Genomic DNA, 17087 nt, shown 5'->3' on the forward strand with positions numbered 1-17087 from the left:
CTGTGGGAGAGGCAATAGTAATTACATCTGGAAAAGGCGGGGTAGGAAAGACTACAACGTCTGCAAACATTGGTACAGCCTTAGCATTATCCGGGAAAAAAGTATGTTTAATTGATACGGATATTGGTCTAAGAAACTTAGACGTAGTAATGGGGCTAGAAAATCGTATTGTATTTGATCTTGTTGATGTCGTCGAAGGTCGTTGTCGTTTACCTCAGGCTCTTATAAAAGATAAGCGCTTTGATGAACTTTATTTATTACCTGCAGCACAAACGAGCGATAAGTCAGCGGTAACACCTGAACAAATGGATGAGTTAATACAACTATTACGTCAAGATTATGATTATGATTACATATTAATTGATTGTCCTGCTGGTATTGAGCAGGGATTCAAAAACGCGGTGGCAGGTGCGGACAAAGCGATTGTTGTAACGACGCCTGAAGTATCTTCTATGCGTGATGCAGACCGTATTATTGGGCTTTTAGAAAAAGAAGATATCGAACCACCAAAACTTGTTATTAACCGTGTGCGTAGCCATATGCTACATGAGCAAGATATGCTAGATGTAGATGAAATTGTACGTACACTTTCGATTGAGTTGCTCGGAGTTGTCGAGGATGATGATGAAGTTATTCGTGCTACAAATACAGGTGAACCTGTAGCATTGCAGCCGAATGGAAAAGCATCATTAGCTTATCGGAATATTGCAAGACGTTTGCTAGGTGAATCTATCCCTTTACAAGCGTTTGGGCAAGAAAAAGTATCTGTTTTTACAAAGATGAAAAATTTCTTTGGAATTCGTTAAAAGCACTTCGCATGTATGCGAGGTGCTTTCTTTTTTATTCTCATGAATATCTTCCTCTTAGGGTTCATACATATGTACAAACTGTATAAAGTTTGGAAAATAGAGAACTTTTATTTCCCCTGCTATTTGCGGGGGAAATAATCAGTAGGGAAGATAGTTTCACTTTACTTGCCTCTCTTGCAAGAAGAGGTGGCAAAAGGAAGGGGACAGGATGAAGAATAGACGTGTAGAAGAGATTAAAAAACGGATTGCAAAGAGAAAAGAAGAACAAGAGAGGCTCGAGGAAGAACAGTATTTTTCTGAAGGAAACTTTGATGGAGAAACGATGTTCATTGAAGAAGGTGAAAAAGAGGTGCACCCTCTTTTTCGAAAGGAAGTATTTTTATTTAAATTTTTATTAGCGGCGATTCTCGTTCTCTCGGTAGCCATTTTATTTAAAAATGCACCAGCTTCTTTTGATGGAGCAAGAACGGTTGTAAAACAAGTTATGCAAGAGGAATTTCAGTTTGCTACTGTATCCAAATGGTACGAAAATCAATTTGGAAAACCGCTCGCTTTTCTACCTGCAAATGAAAAGAAGCAAGGCATACAGCAAAAAGATTATGCAGTTCCGGCTTCAGGGAAAGTTATGCAAAGTTTTCAAAAAGATGGCCAAGGTGTATTTGTACAAACAGCTGCGAATGCAACTGTTGAATCGGTAAATGAAGGGGTTGTTATTTTCGCTGGTAAGAAAGAGGGGTTTGGGAATATAGTTGAGATCCAGCATGCAGATGGTACGGAATCATGGTATGGAAATTTAGGTGAGACATCTGTAAAATTATATGATTATGTTGAAAAGAAACAAAAGGTTGGAACAGTTGGGACCAATGCGGATAACAAGAATGGCAAGTTCTATTTTGCAATTAAAAAGAATGAAAAATTTATCGATCCGATTCAGGTGATTTCATTTGAATAAATATAGTGAAGTATTGTCAAAAATTACAGTGCATCCACTGTTTTGGGGAATTATAGCTATTGGGATTTTTACGGCGCGTTTTAAAGAATTACTACTTTTATTTTTTATCGTTTTGATTCATGAACTTGGGCACGCCTTCGCAGCTGCTCATTATAAATGGAGAATCAAGCAAATACAACTTTTGCCGTTTGGCGGGGTGGCGGAGCTTGAGGAACATGGGAATAAGCCGTTAAAGGAAGAATTAATCGTTGTAATAGCAGGACCTATTCAACATGTATGGATGATTGGGCTAGCGTATGTTTTGGCTAGGGCAGGATGGTTTAGTGAGGAACTTTATCATTTTTTTGTATGGAACAATTTAATGATTCTAGGGTTTAATTTACTACCAATTTGGCCACTAGATGGTGGGAAAGTATTGTTTAATGTTTTATCACATCAATTTCCTTATTTACAAGCGCATGAGAAAATGATGAAAATATCATGTGTTTTTTTTAGTGTAATATTAGGGTGGCAACTGTTTTGGAATAGTAATAGTATTATGATGTGGGTGCTGCTTCTATTTTTAGCTATTTCTTTATATCAAGAATGGAAGCAACGGCGCTATGCGTTTATGCGTTTTTTACTAGAACGTTATTATGGAAACAAGCGAGATATTGAAAAGATTGCTCCAATTGAAGTGCGAACTGAGGATCAATTATACACGATTTTCACAAAGTTTCGGAGAGGGTATAAGCACTCGATTATCGTTCATGGTAAATATAAAGAGCATTATACATTAGACGAAAACGAATTGCTTTATGCTTATTTTACCGAAAAACGAACAACTTCATCTGTGGAAGAGTTAATCGGTTAGTGTTGACGAGGACACTAACCTTTTATATTGTAAGAGGAAAAGAAAATGAAAAAGTGAGGAAAGTATTTTGAAGACGTTATACATCAACTATACTGGTTCGGAAAAACGGGTTGCTGTAGAAGAAAAACGAAAGATTGTTGAGCTTTTATGGCAACGAAATCAAGAGCAAGAGATTGTTGGGCATATTTATGTGGGACGTGTCGTACGAACGATTGCTGGGATGAATGCAGCGTTTGTAAATATCGGTTTAGAAAAACATGCCTATCTTTCATATGATGATGTTCCATCATCATATCGAGTGCACGAAGGACAAGCATTGCTTGTGCAAGTGGTAAAAGAAGCGATTGATACAAAAGGGCCAAAATTAACAGCGAATGTAGAATTTACCGGGAAATATGTCGTTTATATGCCTTATGATGAAATGCGCGCTGTTTCCCGGAAAATAAAAAATAATAAAAAACGGCAACAGTTGCTTGAAATTCAAATAGAGGGAATCGGAGGGTATATTTTCCGTTCAGCTTGTGACAAAGGTGCAATTGATGAAGTGCAGATTGAAATGCAATATTTTCAAGATCTGTATAAAGAATTAAAAAGAAAAGAAGAGCATGGAAAGGCACCGTTATTACTCCATCGTCCAGCAACCTTTTTAGATCGTGTATTTAAAGAAAATCCGATTGAAACAATTGAAAAAGTAATTGTAGATACACGCAGTATAGTACCGGAATTGCAAGATAAAGTAGGAAAAGAAAAGGTTTCGTTTTACAATGAAACAACTTCTATGTTCATTCACTATGGTGTGGAGCGTGAGATTGAAAAAGCACTGCAAAAAATAGTGTGGTTATCAAACGGTTCTTATTTAATTATTGAGCAAATGGAGACAATGACGGTAATTGATGTGAACACCGGTAAATTTACTGGAAAGCAGAATTTGCAAGATACGGTATTACGGACGAATGAAATAGCTGCGGAAGAAATTGCTCGTCAATTAAGACTGCGTGATATTGGTGGTATGATTTTAATTGACTTCATTAATATGGAAAAACAAGAAAATAAAGAAAAAGTAAGAGAGAGACTCATTTCTTCATTACAAAGGGATCGTACATATACACGTGTTCTTAGATTTACAGAGCTCGGTATCTTAGAAATGACACGTAAGCGAAAAAAACACTCGCTCCGTGATGTATTATTAGACGATTGCTCAGCGTGCCAGGCGACAGGATATGTAATGTCTCATGAATCAATTGCATACGAGCTAGAAAGAGAACTTGTTACATATAGTAGTTCGGAGGACGAGGCGGTATTAATTGCAGCTTCAAAAGAAGTACAAAAAATATTTTTACAAAAAGAATTGCAAAAAAATATACCGTTCCAAGTTTATTTCACAGATGAAGAAGCTGAGAAATATGCAATTATTCGATTTGGAACGAGGCAAGAAATGATGCTACGTAAAAATAGTTAGCAGAACATTTATTGACAATAGTCAACGTTTCGTGATAACATCTTTATGTTATAGTTTATAGCACCTAAACTGCTATATGCTACAACCGCGCAAGACAGGTTCCAAAAAGGCATTCTATGTCTACCTCGTTTTGGCGAGTCTTAGTAATTATGAGGAGGTGCAAGTATGTACGCAATTATCGAAACAGGTGGAAAACAAATTAAAGTTGAAGCTGGTCAAGAAATCTACATTGAAAAATTAGATGCTGAAGCTGGTGAAACTGTTACTTTTGACAAAGTTCTTTTCGTTGGTGGCGAAAACGTGAAAGTTGGTAGCCCAGTTGTAGAAGGTGCAACAGTTACTGCGAAAGTTGAAAAACAAGGTCGCGCTAAGAAAATCATCGTTTTCAAATACAAAGCGAAAAAGAACAATCGTAAGAAACAAGGTCATCGTCAACCTTACACTAAGCTAGTGATTGAAGCAATCAACGCTTAATTCTGGTTAAGATGATTAAAATTACGATAAGTCGCACGAAATTAGGAAGTATCCAATCATTTAAAATGACTGGACATGCCGATTATGCGCCACATGGACAAGACCTTGTCTGTGCTGCAACAACTGCGGTCGTGTTTGGATCTATAAATGCAGTGGAAGTACTTTGTAATGTGCAAGCAACTATTGAACTCGGAAGTAATGGTGGATTCTTAACGTATGAGTTGCCTAATGATTTAGATGCTCATACAGCAGAGAAAGCTCAAACGCTTTTAGAAGGATTAGTTGTTTCGCTTAAGACGATTGAACTTGATTACGGAAAGTATATCCGTTTAATAGAAAAAATGCAGGAGGTGTAACGTATGTTAAGATTAGATCTTCAGTTTTTCGCATCTAAGAAAGGTGTAGGTAGTACAAAGAACGGTCGTGACTCTCAGTCAAAACGTCTTGGTGCTAAACGCGCAGATGGTCAAACGGTTTCAGGTGGTTCAATTCTTTACCGTCAACGCGGTACAAAAATTTATCCAGGTGTTAACGTTGGTCGTGGTGGCGATGACACTTTATACGCGAAAGTTGACGGCGTAGTACGCTTCGAGCGTCTTGGCCGTGACCGCAAACAAGTGAGCGTATATCCTGTTGCTCAAGAAGCATAAGAAACTCACGGAAAACTCTAACCTGAGTGCAGGTTAGAGTTTTTCTATATTAAGGGGTATCTGGATGAATAAAAAATGGACAATTATAGATGCGTTGCGCCATTCTAGGCATGATTGGCTCAATCGTATGCAGATGATTAAAGGAAACCTCTCCCTTGGAAGAGTGGAAGAGATTCATGGGCTCATCGATCGTTTTGTCCAAGAAGCGAGACAAGAATCCAATCTGATGGGGCTATCGATGCCTTTATTTTCAGAATGGATTTTAACATATAATTGGAAACAGCAGCCGTGCTTATTGGAGTACGAAGTATTAGGGAGATTACATAACTTATCTCATTACGATGAAGAAGTGTGTACGTGGACGAATGAATTTTTCTCAATGCTTCAGCATAGTTTAGACGTTTATGTTGAAAATTATGTTTGTATCACAATTGAATGTGACGCGGAGAATGCTCGTTTCTTTTTTGATTTTCGTGGCAAGCTAACGAATGTAGAAGAACTACAAACGTGGCTTACAAACCAAAACAATGAATGGTATTTCATTTCTTATACAGTGCGAGATGATGAAATCTCGGTTATATTACAACCAATCGAAAAAAGTGTGGTGAAATAATGTTTGTAGATCAGGTCAAGATATATGTAAAAGGCGGCGACGGTGGAAACGGAATGGTTGCGTATCGTCGTGAGAAGTATGTTCCAAAGGGTGGCCCAGCAGGTGGCGATGGAGGTAAAGGTGCAGATGTTGTTTTCGTTGTTGACGAAGGCTTACGTACATTAATGGACTTCCGCTACCAACGTCATTTCAAAGCTGATCGCGGTCAACACGGGATGAGCAAAGGGCAACATGGCCGTAAAGCTGACGATTTAATCGTAAAGGTTCCACCAGGAACAGTTGTAAAAGATGAAGAAACTGGTCAAATTCTTGCGGATTTAGTAACGCATGAGCAATCAGCTGTTATTGCAAGAGGCGGTCGTGGTGGCCGTGGTAACTCACGTTTTGCAACACCGACGAACCCAGCACCAGAAATCGCTGAGAACGGGGAACCAGGTCAGGAACGTGATGTAATCTTAGAATTAAAAGTATTAGCGGATGTTGGACTTGTTGGATTCCCAAGCGTAGGTAAATCAACATTATTATCCGTTGTATCATCAGCACGTCCGAAAATTGCAGAATATCACTTTACAACAATCGTTCCAAACCTTGGTGTTGTTGAAACTGGTGATAACCGCAGCTTCGTTATGGCTGACCTTCCTGGATTAATCGAAGGAGCACATGCGGGCGTTGGACTTGGACACCAATTCTTACGTCATATCGAACGTACACGTGTTATCGTGCATGTGATTGATATGTCTGGTTTAGAAGGCCGTGATCCATATGAGGATTATGTTACAATCAATGCTGAATTAAAAGAGTACAATCTGCGTTTAACAGAGCGTCCACAAGTTGTTGTTGCAAACAAAATGGATATGCCAGATGCAGAGGAAAACTTACAAGCATTTAAAGAGAAAGTAGGAGACGAAGTTCAAATCTTCCCAATCTCTGCCGTAACAAAACAAGGTGTTCGTGATCTATTATTTGAAGTAGCAAACTTAGTGGAAACAACACCAGAATTCCCAGTACATGATGTTGTAGACGAATCTGAAGCAAGTGTAATGTACAAATTTGAATCTGAAGGATCTAAGTTTGAAATTACACGCGAAAGTGACGGTACATTTGTCATTTCTGGTTATGATATTGAGAAAACATTCAAGATGACAGACTTCTCACGTGATGAATCTGTACGTCGTTTCGCTCGTCAAATGCGCGGAATGGGTATTGATGAAGCTCTTCGTGCACGCGGTGCAAAAGATGGTGACATTGTAAAAATTCTTGAATATCAATTCGAATTTATCGATTAAGACTGCCAAAATACGGCAGTCTTTTTTATAATGGAGAAAGGAGTGTAAATAAAGCTATAGAAATACAGATTGGAAAACCGATAGAAAGCTTAATTTTTAGGTGGGAGAGAGGATCTGGTCGGGCGTAGAAACGGTCGGTGCCTTTTTGAGTCCCATGCCATGTGAGAACAGAGGGAGAACAGAGGGAGAAAAAGAGTGGGGATTTCCTCTTGTTTTCAAGGCCGCAATTTGTACGTTGGAAGTCAAAACGATAGAAATACAGATTGAAAAACCGATAGAAAGCCTAATCTTTAGGTGGGAGAGAATGCATAGAAGCGGTCAGATCCTTTTTCTGCCCCATGCCAAGTTAAAACAAAAGGAGAAAGCAAGTAGAGGTCATCTTTTGTTTTTCATAGCCATGACTTATACGTTGGAAAATCAAAATAGATATTCATTTTTAAATTCAGAAGAATGAAAAAATAGTCACTCTGTAGTAAGAAACAAGGGGAGAGGGAGTATATGTATAAAATATTAATTGTAGAAGATGACGAAAAGATTGCTGGGATATTAGAAGAACATTTAGAGAAGTATGGCTATCAATCATTTCGAGTGACAGATTTACGCCATATAAAAGACGAGTTTGTGAAGGTGAATCCCCATCTTGTTTTACTCGATATTAACCTGCCGTACTTTGATGGTTTTTACTGGTGTCGTCAAATTCGAACTGTGTCTAATGCACCGATTATTTTTGTATCTGCTCGAACAGGGGAAATGGATCAGGTCATGGCAATTGAAAACGGTGGTGACGATTATATTGCAAAGCCATTCCATTTAGATATTGTTATGGCGAAAGTAAAAAGCGCCTTGCGTCGTGGATACGGTGAGTATGCTTCATCGGCAGAAAGCGATTGCTTTGGTGTGAGTGGATTGCTGCTATTTCCATCACAACATACAGTTGAGTGGCAAGGGCAACAAATAGAGCTCACAAAAAATGAATTTTATTTATTAGAGTGCTTAATGAAGCAGGCAAATCAATATGTAACGCGTGAGGAACTCTTAGAGGCATTATGGGATGAAGTAGCATTCGTTGATGATAATACATTAACAGTGAACGTAAAGCGTGTCCGAAAGAAGCTAGAGGAGCTTGGGATTGTAAATGCAATCGTAACAAAGCGGGGATACGGTTACGCACTTCTTACAGAGTGGGGAGATGGGCATGAAGCTTAAGGGTTACCTCATTGATCGTTTTCCTTTAATTGTTTCATATTTTGTGAGCATTTGCCTATTTGGGCTTGTATTACAATTACAGGCGCTTTTAGAAAAGCGGTCGCTTGACTGGAGTACGTGGTTGTATGGGCTTTTATTAGCAACCGTCGTGTTTATCGTATACCTCATTTATGATTATCGAAAACGCAGCGTGTTTTTAAACAGAATCGAACAATACATTGCTGGAGGACATACGTTACATGACTCTTTATTAATTGATGCTTCCTATACGGCTGAACAAGAAATGATTGTAGAAGCATTCATTTTACTTAGACAGCAATATATGAATGAGGTTCACCAGCAGCATGCGAAAGATCAACAGCAAATGATCTTTATGAACCAATGGATTCACCAAATGAAAACACCAGTTTCAGTGATTGAATTACTGTTGCAGAAATTTGGTAAAGCGCATCGCGAAGCAAGAGAAACGGTTGAAAGTATTCGCGAAGAAAATAATCGTATTTTACATGGTTTAGATTTAGCGTTACATATGGCAAGGTTAGAACAGTTTGCAAAAGATTACAAAGTGGAGGTAGTAAATGTACTAGAGGTTGTTCGAGAGGTTATTAACCAAAATCGAAAATCTTTCATTCAATCTTCTGTATATCCGAAAGTAATGTTTGAAGAAGAAACGTGTACGATCGCTTCCGATCGAAAATGGATTAGTATTGCAATCAATCAAATTGTTATGAATGCAATTAAATACACAAAAATCTCGCAAGTGGATAAGAAAGAAATTCAGTTTCAAATAGAGGAGAAGGAACAGACAGTTCTATTACATATTTGTGATACTGGAATCGGTATTCCAAAGCAAGACATCAAACGAGTTTTTGAACCATTTTTTACAGGAACAAATGGAAGAAAAACAAGAGAAGCAACAGGAATGGGATTATATATTACAAAGGAAATTTGTGATAATCTTCATCACGGAATTTACGTGCAATCAACCGAAGGAGAAAGTACAACATTTACATTCCAATTTGCAAAAGATGAAGAATATCATGCATTAATGAGAAAAATGACAAAATTGTAAGATAACAAACGGTTTTGTAAGGAAAATCACTCGTTTCTTTTTCTCATTTTTCTTATAGTAAATGTAAGAAGAAAGCACATAGGGGGATTTAGAAATGAGTGTTCTTGAAGTAAAAGGTTTAACGAAAGTGTATCAATCAAAAGGATCAGTGGCAACGACTGCTTTACACGATATAAATTTTAAAATTGAAGAAGGCGAATTTGTAGGTATTATGGGTCCTTCAGGAAGTGGGAAAACAACACTTCTAAATTTATTAGCAACAATTGATAAGCAAACTTCAGGCCATGTTTATGTGAATGGTGAAGAGATTAGTCAAATGCGTGCTGCAAAACTAGCGGAATTTCGCCGTACACATTTAGGGTTCATCTTCCAAGACTTTAACTTACTTGATACGTTATCGATTAAAGAAAATATTATTTTGCCATTAGTTATGGCGAAGCGCCCTGTAAAAGAAATTGATACGAAAGTACTTGAAATTGCGAAGTTTTTAAATATCGAAGGGATTTTAAATAAAAAAGTATATGAAGTATCGGGTGGACAACAACAACGTGCGGCAGCTGCACGAGCAATTATTCATGAACCGACATTAATTTTAGCAGATGAGCCAACTGGGAATTTAGATTCTAAGTCTGCGAAATCTTTAATGGGCGCACTGCAAGATTTACATGAACAGAAAAAAGTAACAATTGCCATGGTAACACATGATCCAGTAGCAGCTAGTTATTGCGAACGTATTCTCTTTATACGCGATGGAGAAATTTTCTCAGAAATTCATAAAGGAAAAACAAAGCAAGCCTTTTTCCAAGAAATTTTAGACGTACTTGCGATGCTAGGGGGGGAATATCATGAACTTTCGCCAGCTCGCGCTTAATAATGTAAAAGGAAATTGGCGTAATTATAAAGCTTTTCTTATTAGTAGTTGTTTATCAATCTTAGTATTTTTCATGTACGCTTCCTTCATTTATCATCCAGATGTAGTGGGCGGAAACATTAGCATGAAGACGATGGTTACAAAAGGGCTAGAATCAATGAACTATATCATTGTCATCTTTTCAGCACTATTTATTTTATATGCTAACTCAACGTTTTTACGAGCGAGAAAAAAGGAGTTTGGTTTATTAACATTAATAGGTGGAACAAAAGCGCAGCTTGGTCGTATGCTTATACTAGAGCAAATGATTTTAGGTGTAATCGCAATTGTAGTAGGGATTGCTCTTGGTATGCTTTGTTCAAAGCTCTTCTTTCAAGCTTTAAGTGTATTACTTGGTATAGATAAAACACTTCCACTTGTATGGAATGGAAAAGCAGTTCTGATTACAGCTAGTGTATACTTCGTTCTCTTTTTCATCCTATCATTATTCGGTCTTTGGGCGGTCGGTCGTTTGCAAATTATTGACTTATTAAGAGAAGCAAGAAAACAAAAAGTAGAGCCTTTCGCATTTACATGGCTATGTGTAGTCGGGATATTATGTATTATTGTCGCGTATGTACTTTGTTTCCAAGTTACGCTTATGAATTTCATTATGCTATTTTTACCGATTGTAGGACTGACAATTGGAGGAACGTACTTACTATTTACGCAAGGTAGCACTGTTGTATTAAAGGTGTTACAAAAACGAAAAAAATCTTTTTATACATATCCAAATATGTTTGTACTTAGTAATCTTATTTATAAAATGAAAGATAATGCTCGTTTTCTCTTTGTTATATCTATTATTACAGCTGTTGTTTCTTCCGCGGTTGGTACACTGTATGTATTCTTTGAAGATATGAGTTATAAAACAGTAGCTAGTACGCCGCATGCTATTTCATATGAGGAGAAGGGAGTAAATACACATAACATCATTAGTGAAGAGAAAATGCAAGAGTTATTGAAAAATCATGGGTTTGAAGATGCACGAAAAGTAACATATGTAAAACTTCCAGCAACACAGAAAATAGAGCGGTTGAATGGCAATCATGAGATGCCTTTAGGTATTATCTCAGAAAAAGAATATAATGCAGAAGCACATAAGCAAAAGAAAGAGGAAGTTCATAATGCACCAGGAAGCGCAACGATGGTTTTAATTGATATGATGAATGACTTTGTGAAGTTAGATCGTACAAAACCATTTGAGTTCACGCTGAACGAACAAAAACAGTCTATTAAGCTAAATGATCCAATTTCACAGTCTGTTTTTAACGATGAAGGGTACCTTATTGTTAATGATCAAGACTTTGTGAAATATGCAAAGGTTGTATCAGATGAAGAAAAGACAAAATATTACGGATATTATATTGAAGACTGGAAAGGAACAGAGAATCTTGTAGTAGACTTGAAAAAAGAAATTGCACAAGAACAACAACAGAATTTCCATAATTCAGTTCTTACTTATAAAGCAATAAAGGAGCAAGGGGCAATTACAATGTTCATCGGTTTCTTTGTAGCAGTACTATTTTTCTTCTTTGCTTGCAGCATGACATACTTTAAATGGTTTAATGATAAAGAACAAGATCGTATTCAATTTAAGTCATTAAAGAGAATCGGTATGACAGATAAAGAAATTCATAAAATTGCTATTCGCCAAATGGGAGTCATTTTCTTTATTCCAATTCTTATTGGTACATTGCATAGCGGATTTGCTCTTCATACATTAGGAAAAATGCTTTATTTAGATTTATGGAAATCAGGTGCGATTGTTATTGGAGCATATATTATAGCTTCGGCAATTTACTTTATGATTGCACAAAGAGGATATTTAAAACACGTAAAAAGCTAGGGAAACCTCTAGCTTTTTACGTGTGTAACAGGTTACAGGGGGAATGCAGATGAATGTCAGGCAGCTAGCGATACAAAATATAAGGGGGAATTGGCGGAGTTATAAAGCACTTCTATTAAGTAGCTCTTTTTCTGTAGCAGTTTTTTATATGTATACATCTTTTGTTCATCATCCGGAAGTTGCACACAGTAATGTCCACATTGGAATTCGATCAGGTTTACAAGGGTGTAGTTATCTTATTCTTATGTTCTCGGCACTGTATATGTTCAGTTCTAATGCTACTTTTCTTGATGCGAGAAAGAAAGAATTAGGATTGCTTAAATTAATGGGATCTACAAATGCTAGAATCTCAATTCTACTATTCTTAGAACAGGCTGTAGTGGGCTTGGTATCAACTTGTATTGGGATTGGGATTGGGATGTTATTTTCAAATTTATTTTTAATGACATTAAGTGTACTCTTAGATTTAGAGAATAGGATTTATTTCATCTTTCAAATAAAACCATTCTTGATTACCGTTGTTGTATATTCAATTATGTTTTTTTCTTTAGCATTATTTGGTTTGTGGAATGTGCGGAGGTTAGAAATTGTTGATTTATTATTGGATAAGAGGAAAGGACGTAGAGTTTTTAAAGTTGGGAAATGGCGATTTGGTTTAGGGGTTATTTTACTTTTATGTGGATATACCCTTGCGGTAAAGGTAACGCTAGGAGAGTTATTTCTCTATTTTTATCCAATCCTTAGTACTGTAATTATAGGAACTTATTTTTTATTTACTCAAGGCAGTTTGTTTGTTTTGAAAGGACTTCAAAAACAGAAGAATATCTATTATACATATCCAAATCTATTTGTGCTTCGCAGCCTTGAGCATAAATTGAAAGATCATGCGAAGTTTTTATTTTCTATTTCTATTTTGACAGCAACAGTTATTACAGCAACAGGAACTGCATATGCATATTTTTCTGACCTTCCCAAAAGCGCTATGTTTTCATTTCCTCATGAAATTTCCTATACAGAAAAAGGAATAGAATCTCATGAGGTGATTTCTCCCGATGAGCTCTTAGCACTATTTGAAAAATATGGTTATGAAAATGTAGAGAAAGTACAGTTTATCGGATTACCAGGAAAGTTTATTACAACACATGACGGACGTCTGTTTCCGATTACTGTTATTTCACAAACGGATTATAACAAAGAAGCAAAGAAGCAAGGAAAAAGCATGGTAAACAATAAAAAAGGTTATGGCACATTTATAAACCCAATGGCTTTTGATGGTCAGGATGTGTATAACAAGGAAATATTCTATTTTCAAATGTTAGGAGTACCATATCAAATTAAATTGCATGAATCTAAATCAGATATGGTTTTTAATGGAGATGGCGCTGGGCACCATAATCAATTATTAGTTGTACGAGATGAACAGTTTAAACAATGGGAAAGTGTCATTCCTAATCGTGAAAAATATGTATATTATGGTTATAATATTCCAAATTGGCAGGGGCAAAAAAAATTCGCGTTAGAAGTAAGGGGAAAAGTGTCTCCAGATTATTCTTCTTCGATGAGAAATAAGATCAGTATATATATCCAATTTAAGGAAGGGGGAGCAGTGTTATTATTTATCGGATCATTTATTAGTATTCTCTTTTTCCTAGCAACTTGCAGTATGACATATTTTAAATGGTTTTCAGATATTGAGCAGGATCGTAAAGAGTATCAGTCTTTAATGAAAATAGGGATGGAGAAAGGGGAAATAAATCGGATTGTTAGACGGCAAATGGGGAGTTTATTTTTTATTCCTATTGTGGTCGGTATAGTGCATAGTATATTTGCTTTCTATGCATTGAGTAATTTAATGGAAATGAATGTGTTATTTACAAGTATAAAGATCATCGGTATATATTGTGTAGCAACAGCTATCTATTTCTTCTTCGCTCAAAAAGAATATATGAAACATATAGACTAGCAAACGCTAGTCTTTTTAAAATATTCAAAATTCACATAGAAAAATAAAAATATTCATGGTATAACAGTAAGAAAACGAAAAAGAGGGGAAAAGACGATGATTCGAGTTGGCTATTTAGGACCAGAAGCAACATTTACAAATATGGCGGTGAGTCGTTTTTTTCCGGAGGCAGAGCATGTGCCGTATCGCACGATTCCTGATTGCATGGATGCTGCAGCAAATGGAAATGTAGACTTTGCAGTTGTACCGTTAGAGAATGCGATTGAAGGTTCTGTTAATATTACTGTTGATTACCTTGTGCATGAGCAGCCGCTCTTCATTGTAGGAGAAATTACAGTGCCTATTCAGCAACATTTACTTGTGCATCCAGATTATGAAGAGGTGTGGAAAGAAGTATATGCAGTTCATTCTCACCCGCATGCGATTGCGCAATGTCATAGGTTTTTAAATGAAGAATTAAAAGGTGTAACGGTTCGGGATATGACTTCCACAAGTGCAGCGGCGCAATATGTGAAAGAACATCCGGAAGAAAGGATCGCTGCAATTGCAAATGAAGCGGCAGCAGAGAAGTATGATTTAGCAATTGTGCAGCGTAATATTCATACGCATAAAAATAACCATACACGTTTCCTCGTGTTACATAAAAAACAGCGGGCACTACTACCGAAAAACGGTGAGAACCGCGGGGAGAAAACGACACTTATGATAACGTTACCTGCTGATTATGCAGGAGCACTTTATCAAGTATTATCAGCTTTCGCATGGAGAAAATTAAATTTATCGAAAATCGAATCTCGTCCAATGAAAACGGGACTTGGTAATTACTTTTTCTTAATTGATGTGGATAAGACATATGATGATGTGTTGTTGCCAGGAGTAACAATGGAGCTTGAGGCACTTGGTTTTTCTGTGACGGTGCTGGGGAGTTATTCGTCTTATTGGTTGTAAACAAAAATAAACCTCATTGCATATGAAGTGAACCCCGAAAACGGGACACATATCAAAACACCTAAACCATCTGTTCCCTATATTCTTTAGGGGATAGGTGGTTTAATTTTTCTTGAATTCGCACACAATTGTAGTAATGAATGTATTCTAGCACAATCTTTCGCACAGTTGTGTTGGATACTTTTGTTATCTTTTGTGAGTAGAAAGCTTCGCTTTTTAAATGACCAAAGAAGCTTTCCATGACGGCATTATCATGGCAATTTCCTCTCCGGGACATGCTGGTGATAATGCCTTTTTCTTTGGCATATGCTTGAAATTCCTTCGCAGTATAAATACTTCCTTGATCCGAGTGAAGGATGACATCTTTTACTTTTCGCCCTCTCATTGCTTGTTTTAATGTCTTCATCGCTAATGTTAAAGTTTGTGATTCACTGATGACATAACTAATAATTTCACGATTAAAGGCATCCATAATCGTTGATAAATACAATGTACGCTCTCCAAATAATAGGTAAGTCATAGGTAAGTCACATCCGTAAACCACTTTTCATTTGGGGCTGATGATTCGAATTGACGTTCCAATCGATGAGGAGCTACGACTGGTTCAGCACCATTGATATATTTCTTTTTCTTACGACGAACTTTTGAGAGTATATGATATTGTTTCATGATCCGTAATACTTTTTTATGATTGACACACAGCCCCGTTTTTCGAAGAGTGGCGGTCACTCTTCGATATCCATACCGTAATTTATGCCTAAGGCAGACCTTCTTTACTTTCTCTTCTATCTCGTCTTTAGGGCGTTCGGTTATCTGTAACCAACGATAAAATGTGGAACGTGGTAATTCTAATACTTTACACAGTTCTTGTACGGTTAATTTTGTTTTTAATTCATTCCATAGGGTAATAACGGTATGTGGTTTCAGCTCCTTTCGATTTCCAGATACTTTCCCCATACAAGTAATTTTGTTTTTAAATGTTTATTTTCTAATCGTAGCTGTTCCAATTCACTTAGCTCTTTTGGTCCTTTTCCATAAGAATATTGTTTTCCTACAGGTTGTTGAAAACGATACGTTTGATCTGTACGATACCATTTCATCCATGTCTTAATTTGGGAAACATTTTTAATTCCGAGTGTCTCCATAATGGTACGATTTGAATAACCATCCTTTTTCATCTCAATCACTTTCCACTTTATTTCTTCTGGGTAATGTACTCTTTCTTTCAAATGAAAAACACCTCCGTTGAATTTGCATACTTAGTATGCGAATTCAGGAGGTGTTTTTTTCATGTACCACTATTCGGGTTCACTTCAATATGCAATGGGGTTTATTTCAATTTTGCTAAGCGATCTACTAATTGCTCGCGCCAAGCTTCTGCTAGTTCTGGAACAGCAATAATTTTCTCCATTGCCTCTGTATCTTTCCGTCTATGAAAATATACTTCGTTAGAAAACAGAATAGAAACTTGATCTGGATGGCGCTCTAGTAGTTTCATTTGTGAGTCTTTGCGAACAACGCCTTCTTGAAGAACACGGCATAAATAGCCGGTATAACCGGTTTCTACAATGCGCGGTAAAATACCGGGGATGCCAACTCTTTTTGAGATGGTACTACACGGTATCCGGCCTTGTGTAATTTGAATGACAGCCTCACCTAATTGATATGTATCGCCGATGAAAATATCATGTTCTAACATATTTGTTACGGTAATATTTTCGCCAAATGCAGAGGGTGGGAGTGTTGTTTGAAATTCTTGTTCCCATAGCGCGTAATGTTCATACGGATAGACACAAACAGCGCGATCAGGTCCGCCGTGAAACCTTAGGTCAGCTACACCATCTCCAAGAAATCCGTCTTTTGATAGAAAGGCTTCTTCTGTAAGCTCTTTACAGATGCCTGTTGACATTTCTTTATTTTCTCCATATTGCATTTGTTTTGGTTTGCCAATGCTAAAGTGAACGAGTTTGATTCCCATATCATCTCTCCTTTACCAATTGATTTCAATATTATATCATTTCATAAATAAAAGCACAGAGAAGA

16 protein-coding genes, 1 pseudogene and 1 other annotated feature are annotated in these 17087 nt (G+C 36.9%); of the genes and pseudogenes, 15 read left to right on the forward strand and 2 right to left on the reverse strand.

From position 1 onward, the window contains the following. Positions 1–2: 2 nt before the first annotated feature. From minD to pheA, 15 genes are all read left to right on the forward strand, one after another. Positions 3–806: a septum site-determining protein MinD gene (gene minD / locus MHH45_RS21565; RefSeq protein ID WP_016116483.1), complete on the forward strand. Its 804-nt coding sequence runs from the start codon at positions 3–5 to the stop codon at positions 804–806. Between the two features lie 211 nt (positions 807–1017). Further along, positions 1018–1761 carry a M23 family metallopeptidase gene (locus tag MHH45_RS21570; RefSeq protein WP_016116482.1) on the forward strand — a complete coding sequence of 248 codons (744 nt, stop codon included), beginning with the start codon at positions 1018–1020 and terminating at the stop codon, positions 1759–1761. After that, the gene (locus MHH45_RS21575; RefSeq protein WP_016116481.1) at positions 1754–2614 is read left to right on the forward strand and encodes a M50 family metallopeptidase; all 861 of its coding nucleotides are present in this window, start codon (positions 1754–1756) and stop codon (positions 2612–2614) included. The genes MHH45_RS21570 and MHH45_RS21575 overlap by 8 nt, the downstream gene beginning before the upstream one ends. A gap of 67 nt (positions 2615–2681) precedes the next feature. Next, positions 2682–4073, forward strand: a complete 1392-nt coding sequence (locus MHH45_RS21580) for an Rne/Rng family ribonuclease (protein ID WP_088093820.1) — start codon at positions 2682–2684, stop codon at positions 4071–4073. Between the two features lie 73 nt (positions 4074–4146). Next, positions 4147–4224: a sequence feature (ribosomal protein L21 leader region), on the forward strand. 14 nt (positions 4225–4238) lie between these two features. Then, positions 4239–4547 (forward strand): 50S ribosomal protein L21, encoded by a 309-nt coding sequence (gene rplU / locus MHH45_RS21585; protein ID WP_003200848.1) that lies wholly within the window; start codon positions 4239–4241, stop codon positions 4545–4547. Between the two features lie 11 nt (positions 4548–4558). Continuing rightward, the gene (locus MHH45_RS21590; RefSeq protein ID WP_016116479.1) at positions 4559–4903 is read left to right on the forward strand and encodes a ribosomal-processing cysteine protease Prp; all 345 of its coding nucleotides are present in this window, start codon (positions 4559–4561) and stop codon (positions 4901–4903) included. A gap of 3 nt (positions 4904–4906) precedes the next feature. Continuing rightward, positions 4907–5197 (forward strand): 50S ribosomal protein L27, encoded by a 291-nt coding sequence (rpmA, locus tag MHH45_RS21595; RefSeq protein ID WP_000944957.1) that lies wholly within the window; start codon positions 4907–4909, stop codon positions 5195–5197. A 64-nt stretch (positions 5198–5261) separates the two neighbouring features. After that, positions 5262–5810: a sporulation initiation phosphotransferase B gene (locus MHH45_RS21600; RefSeq protein WP_088093821.1), complete on the forward strand. Its 549-nt coding sequence runs from the start codon at positions 5262–5264 to the stop codon at positions 5808–5810. After that, the gene (gene obgE / locus MHH45_RS21605; RefSeq protein WP_003200852.1) at positions 5810–7096 is read left to right on the forward strand and encodes a GTPase ObgE; all 1287 of its coding nucleotides are present in this window, start codon (positions 5810–5812) and stop codon (positions 7094–7096) included. The genes MHH45_RS21600 and obgE overlap by 1 nt, the downstream gene beginning before the upstream one ends. A 498-nt stretch (positions 7097–7594) precedes the next feature. Beyond that, a complete protein-coding gene (locus MHH45_RS21610) occupies positions 7595–8302 on the forward strand; it encodes a response regulator transcription factor (protein WP_016116477.1) in 708 nt (235 codons plus the stop codon). Beyond that, entirely contained in the window at positions 8292–9374 is a 1083-nt protein-coding gene (locus tag MHH45_RS21615; protein WP_016116476.1) for a HAMP domain-containing histidine kinase, read from the forward strand. The genes MHH45_RS21610 and MHH45_RS21615 overlap by 11 nt, the downstream gene beginning before the upstream one ends. 94 nt (positions 9375–9468) lie before the next feature. Continuing rightward, positions 9469–10245, forward strand: a complete 777-nt coding sequence (locus MHH45_RS21620) for an ABC transporter ATP-binding protein (protein ID WP_016116475.1) — start codon at positions 9469–9471, stop codon at positions 10243–10245. Continuing rightward, on the forward strand, positions 10220–12133 hold the full coding sequence (locus MHH45_RS21625) for an ABC transporter permease (protein ID WP_088093822.1): 1914 nt from the start codon (positions 10220–10222) through the stop codon (positions 12131–12133). The genes MHH45_RS21620 and MHH45_RS21625 overlap by 26 nt, the downstream gene beginning before the upstream one ends. 49 nt (positions 12134–12182) lie before the next feature. Then, a complete protein-coding gene (locus tag MHH45_RS21630) occupies positions 12183–14096 on the forward strand; it encodes an ABC transporter permease (protein WP_016116473.1) in 1914 nt (637 codons plus the stop codon). Between the two features lie 96 nt (positions 14097–14192). Further along, complete coding sequence (gene pheA, locus MHH45_RS21635; RefSeq protein ID WP_016116472.1) at positions 14193–15044, forward strand: prephenate dehydratase; 852 nt, start codon at positions 14193–14195, stop codon at positions 15042–15044. 61 nt (positions 15045–15105) lie between these two features. Here pheA and MHH45_RS21640 read toward each other — a convergent pair. After that, positions 15106–16273 (reverse strand): annotated as a pseudogene (locus tag MHH45_RS21640) (IS3 family transposase). A gap of 101 nt (positions 16274–16374) precedes the next feature. Continuing rightward, the gene (locus tag MHH45_RS21645) at positions 16375–17022 is read right to left on the reverse strand and encodes an MOSC domain-containing protein (RefSeq protein WP_016116471.1); all 648 of its coding nucleotides are present in this window, start codon (positions 17020–17022) and stop codon (positions 16375–16377) included. Between the last annotated feature and the right edge of the window lie 65 nt (positions 17023–17087).

This window comes from Bacillus sp. FSL K6-0042 (assembly GCF_038006685.1).
Classification (GTDB): domain Bacteria; phylum Bacillota; class Bacilli; order Bacillales; family Bacillaceae_G; genus Bacillus_A; species Bacillus_A pseudomycoides.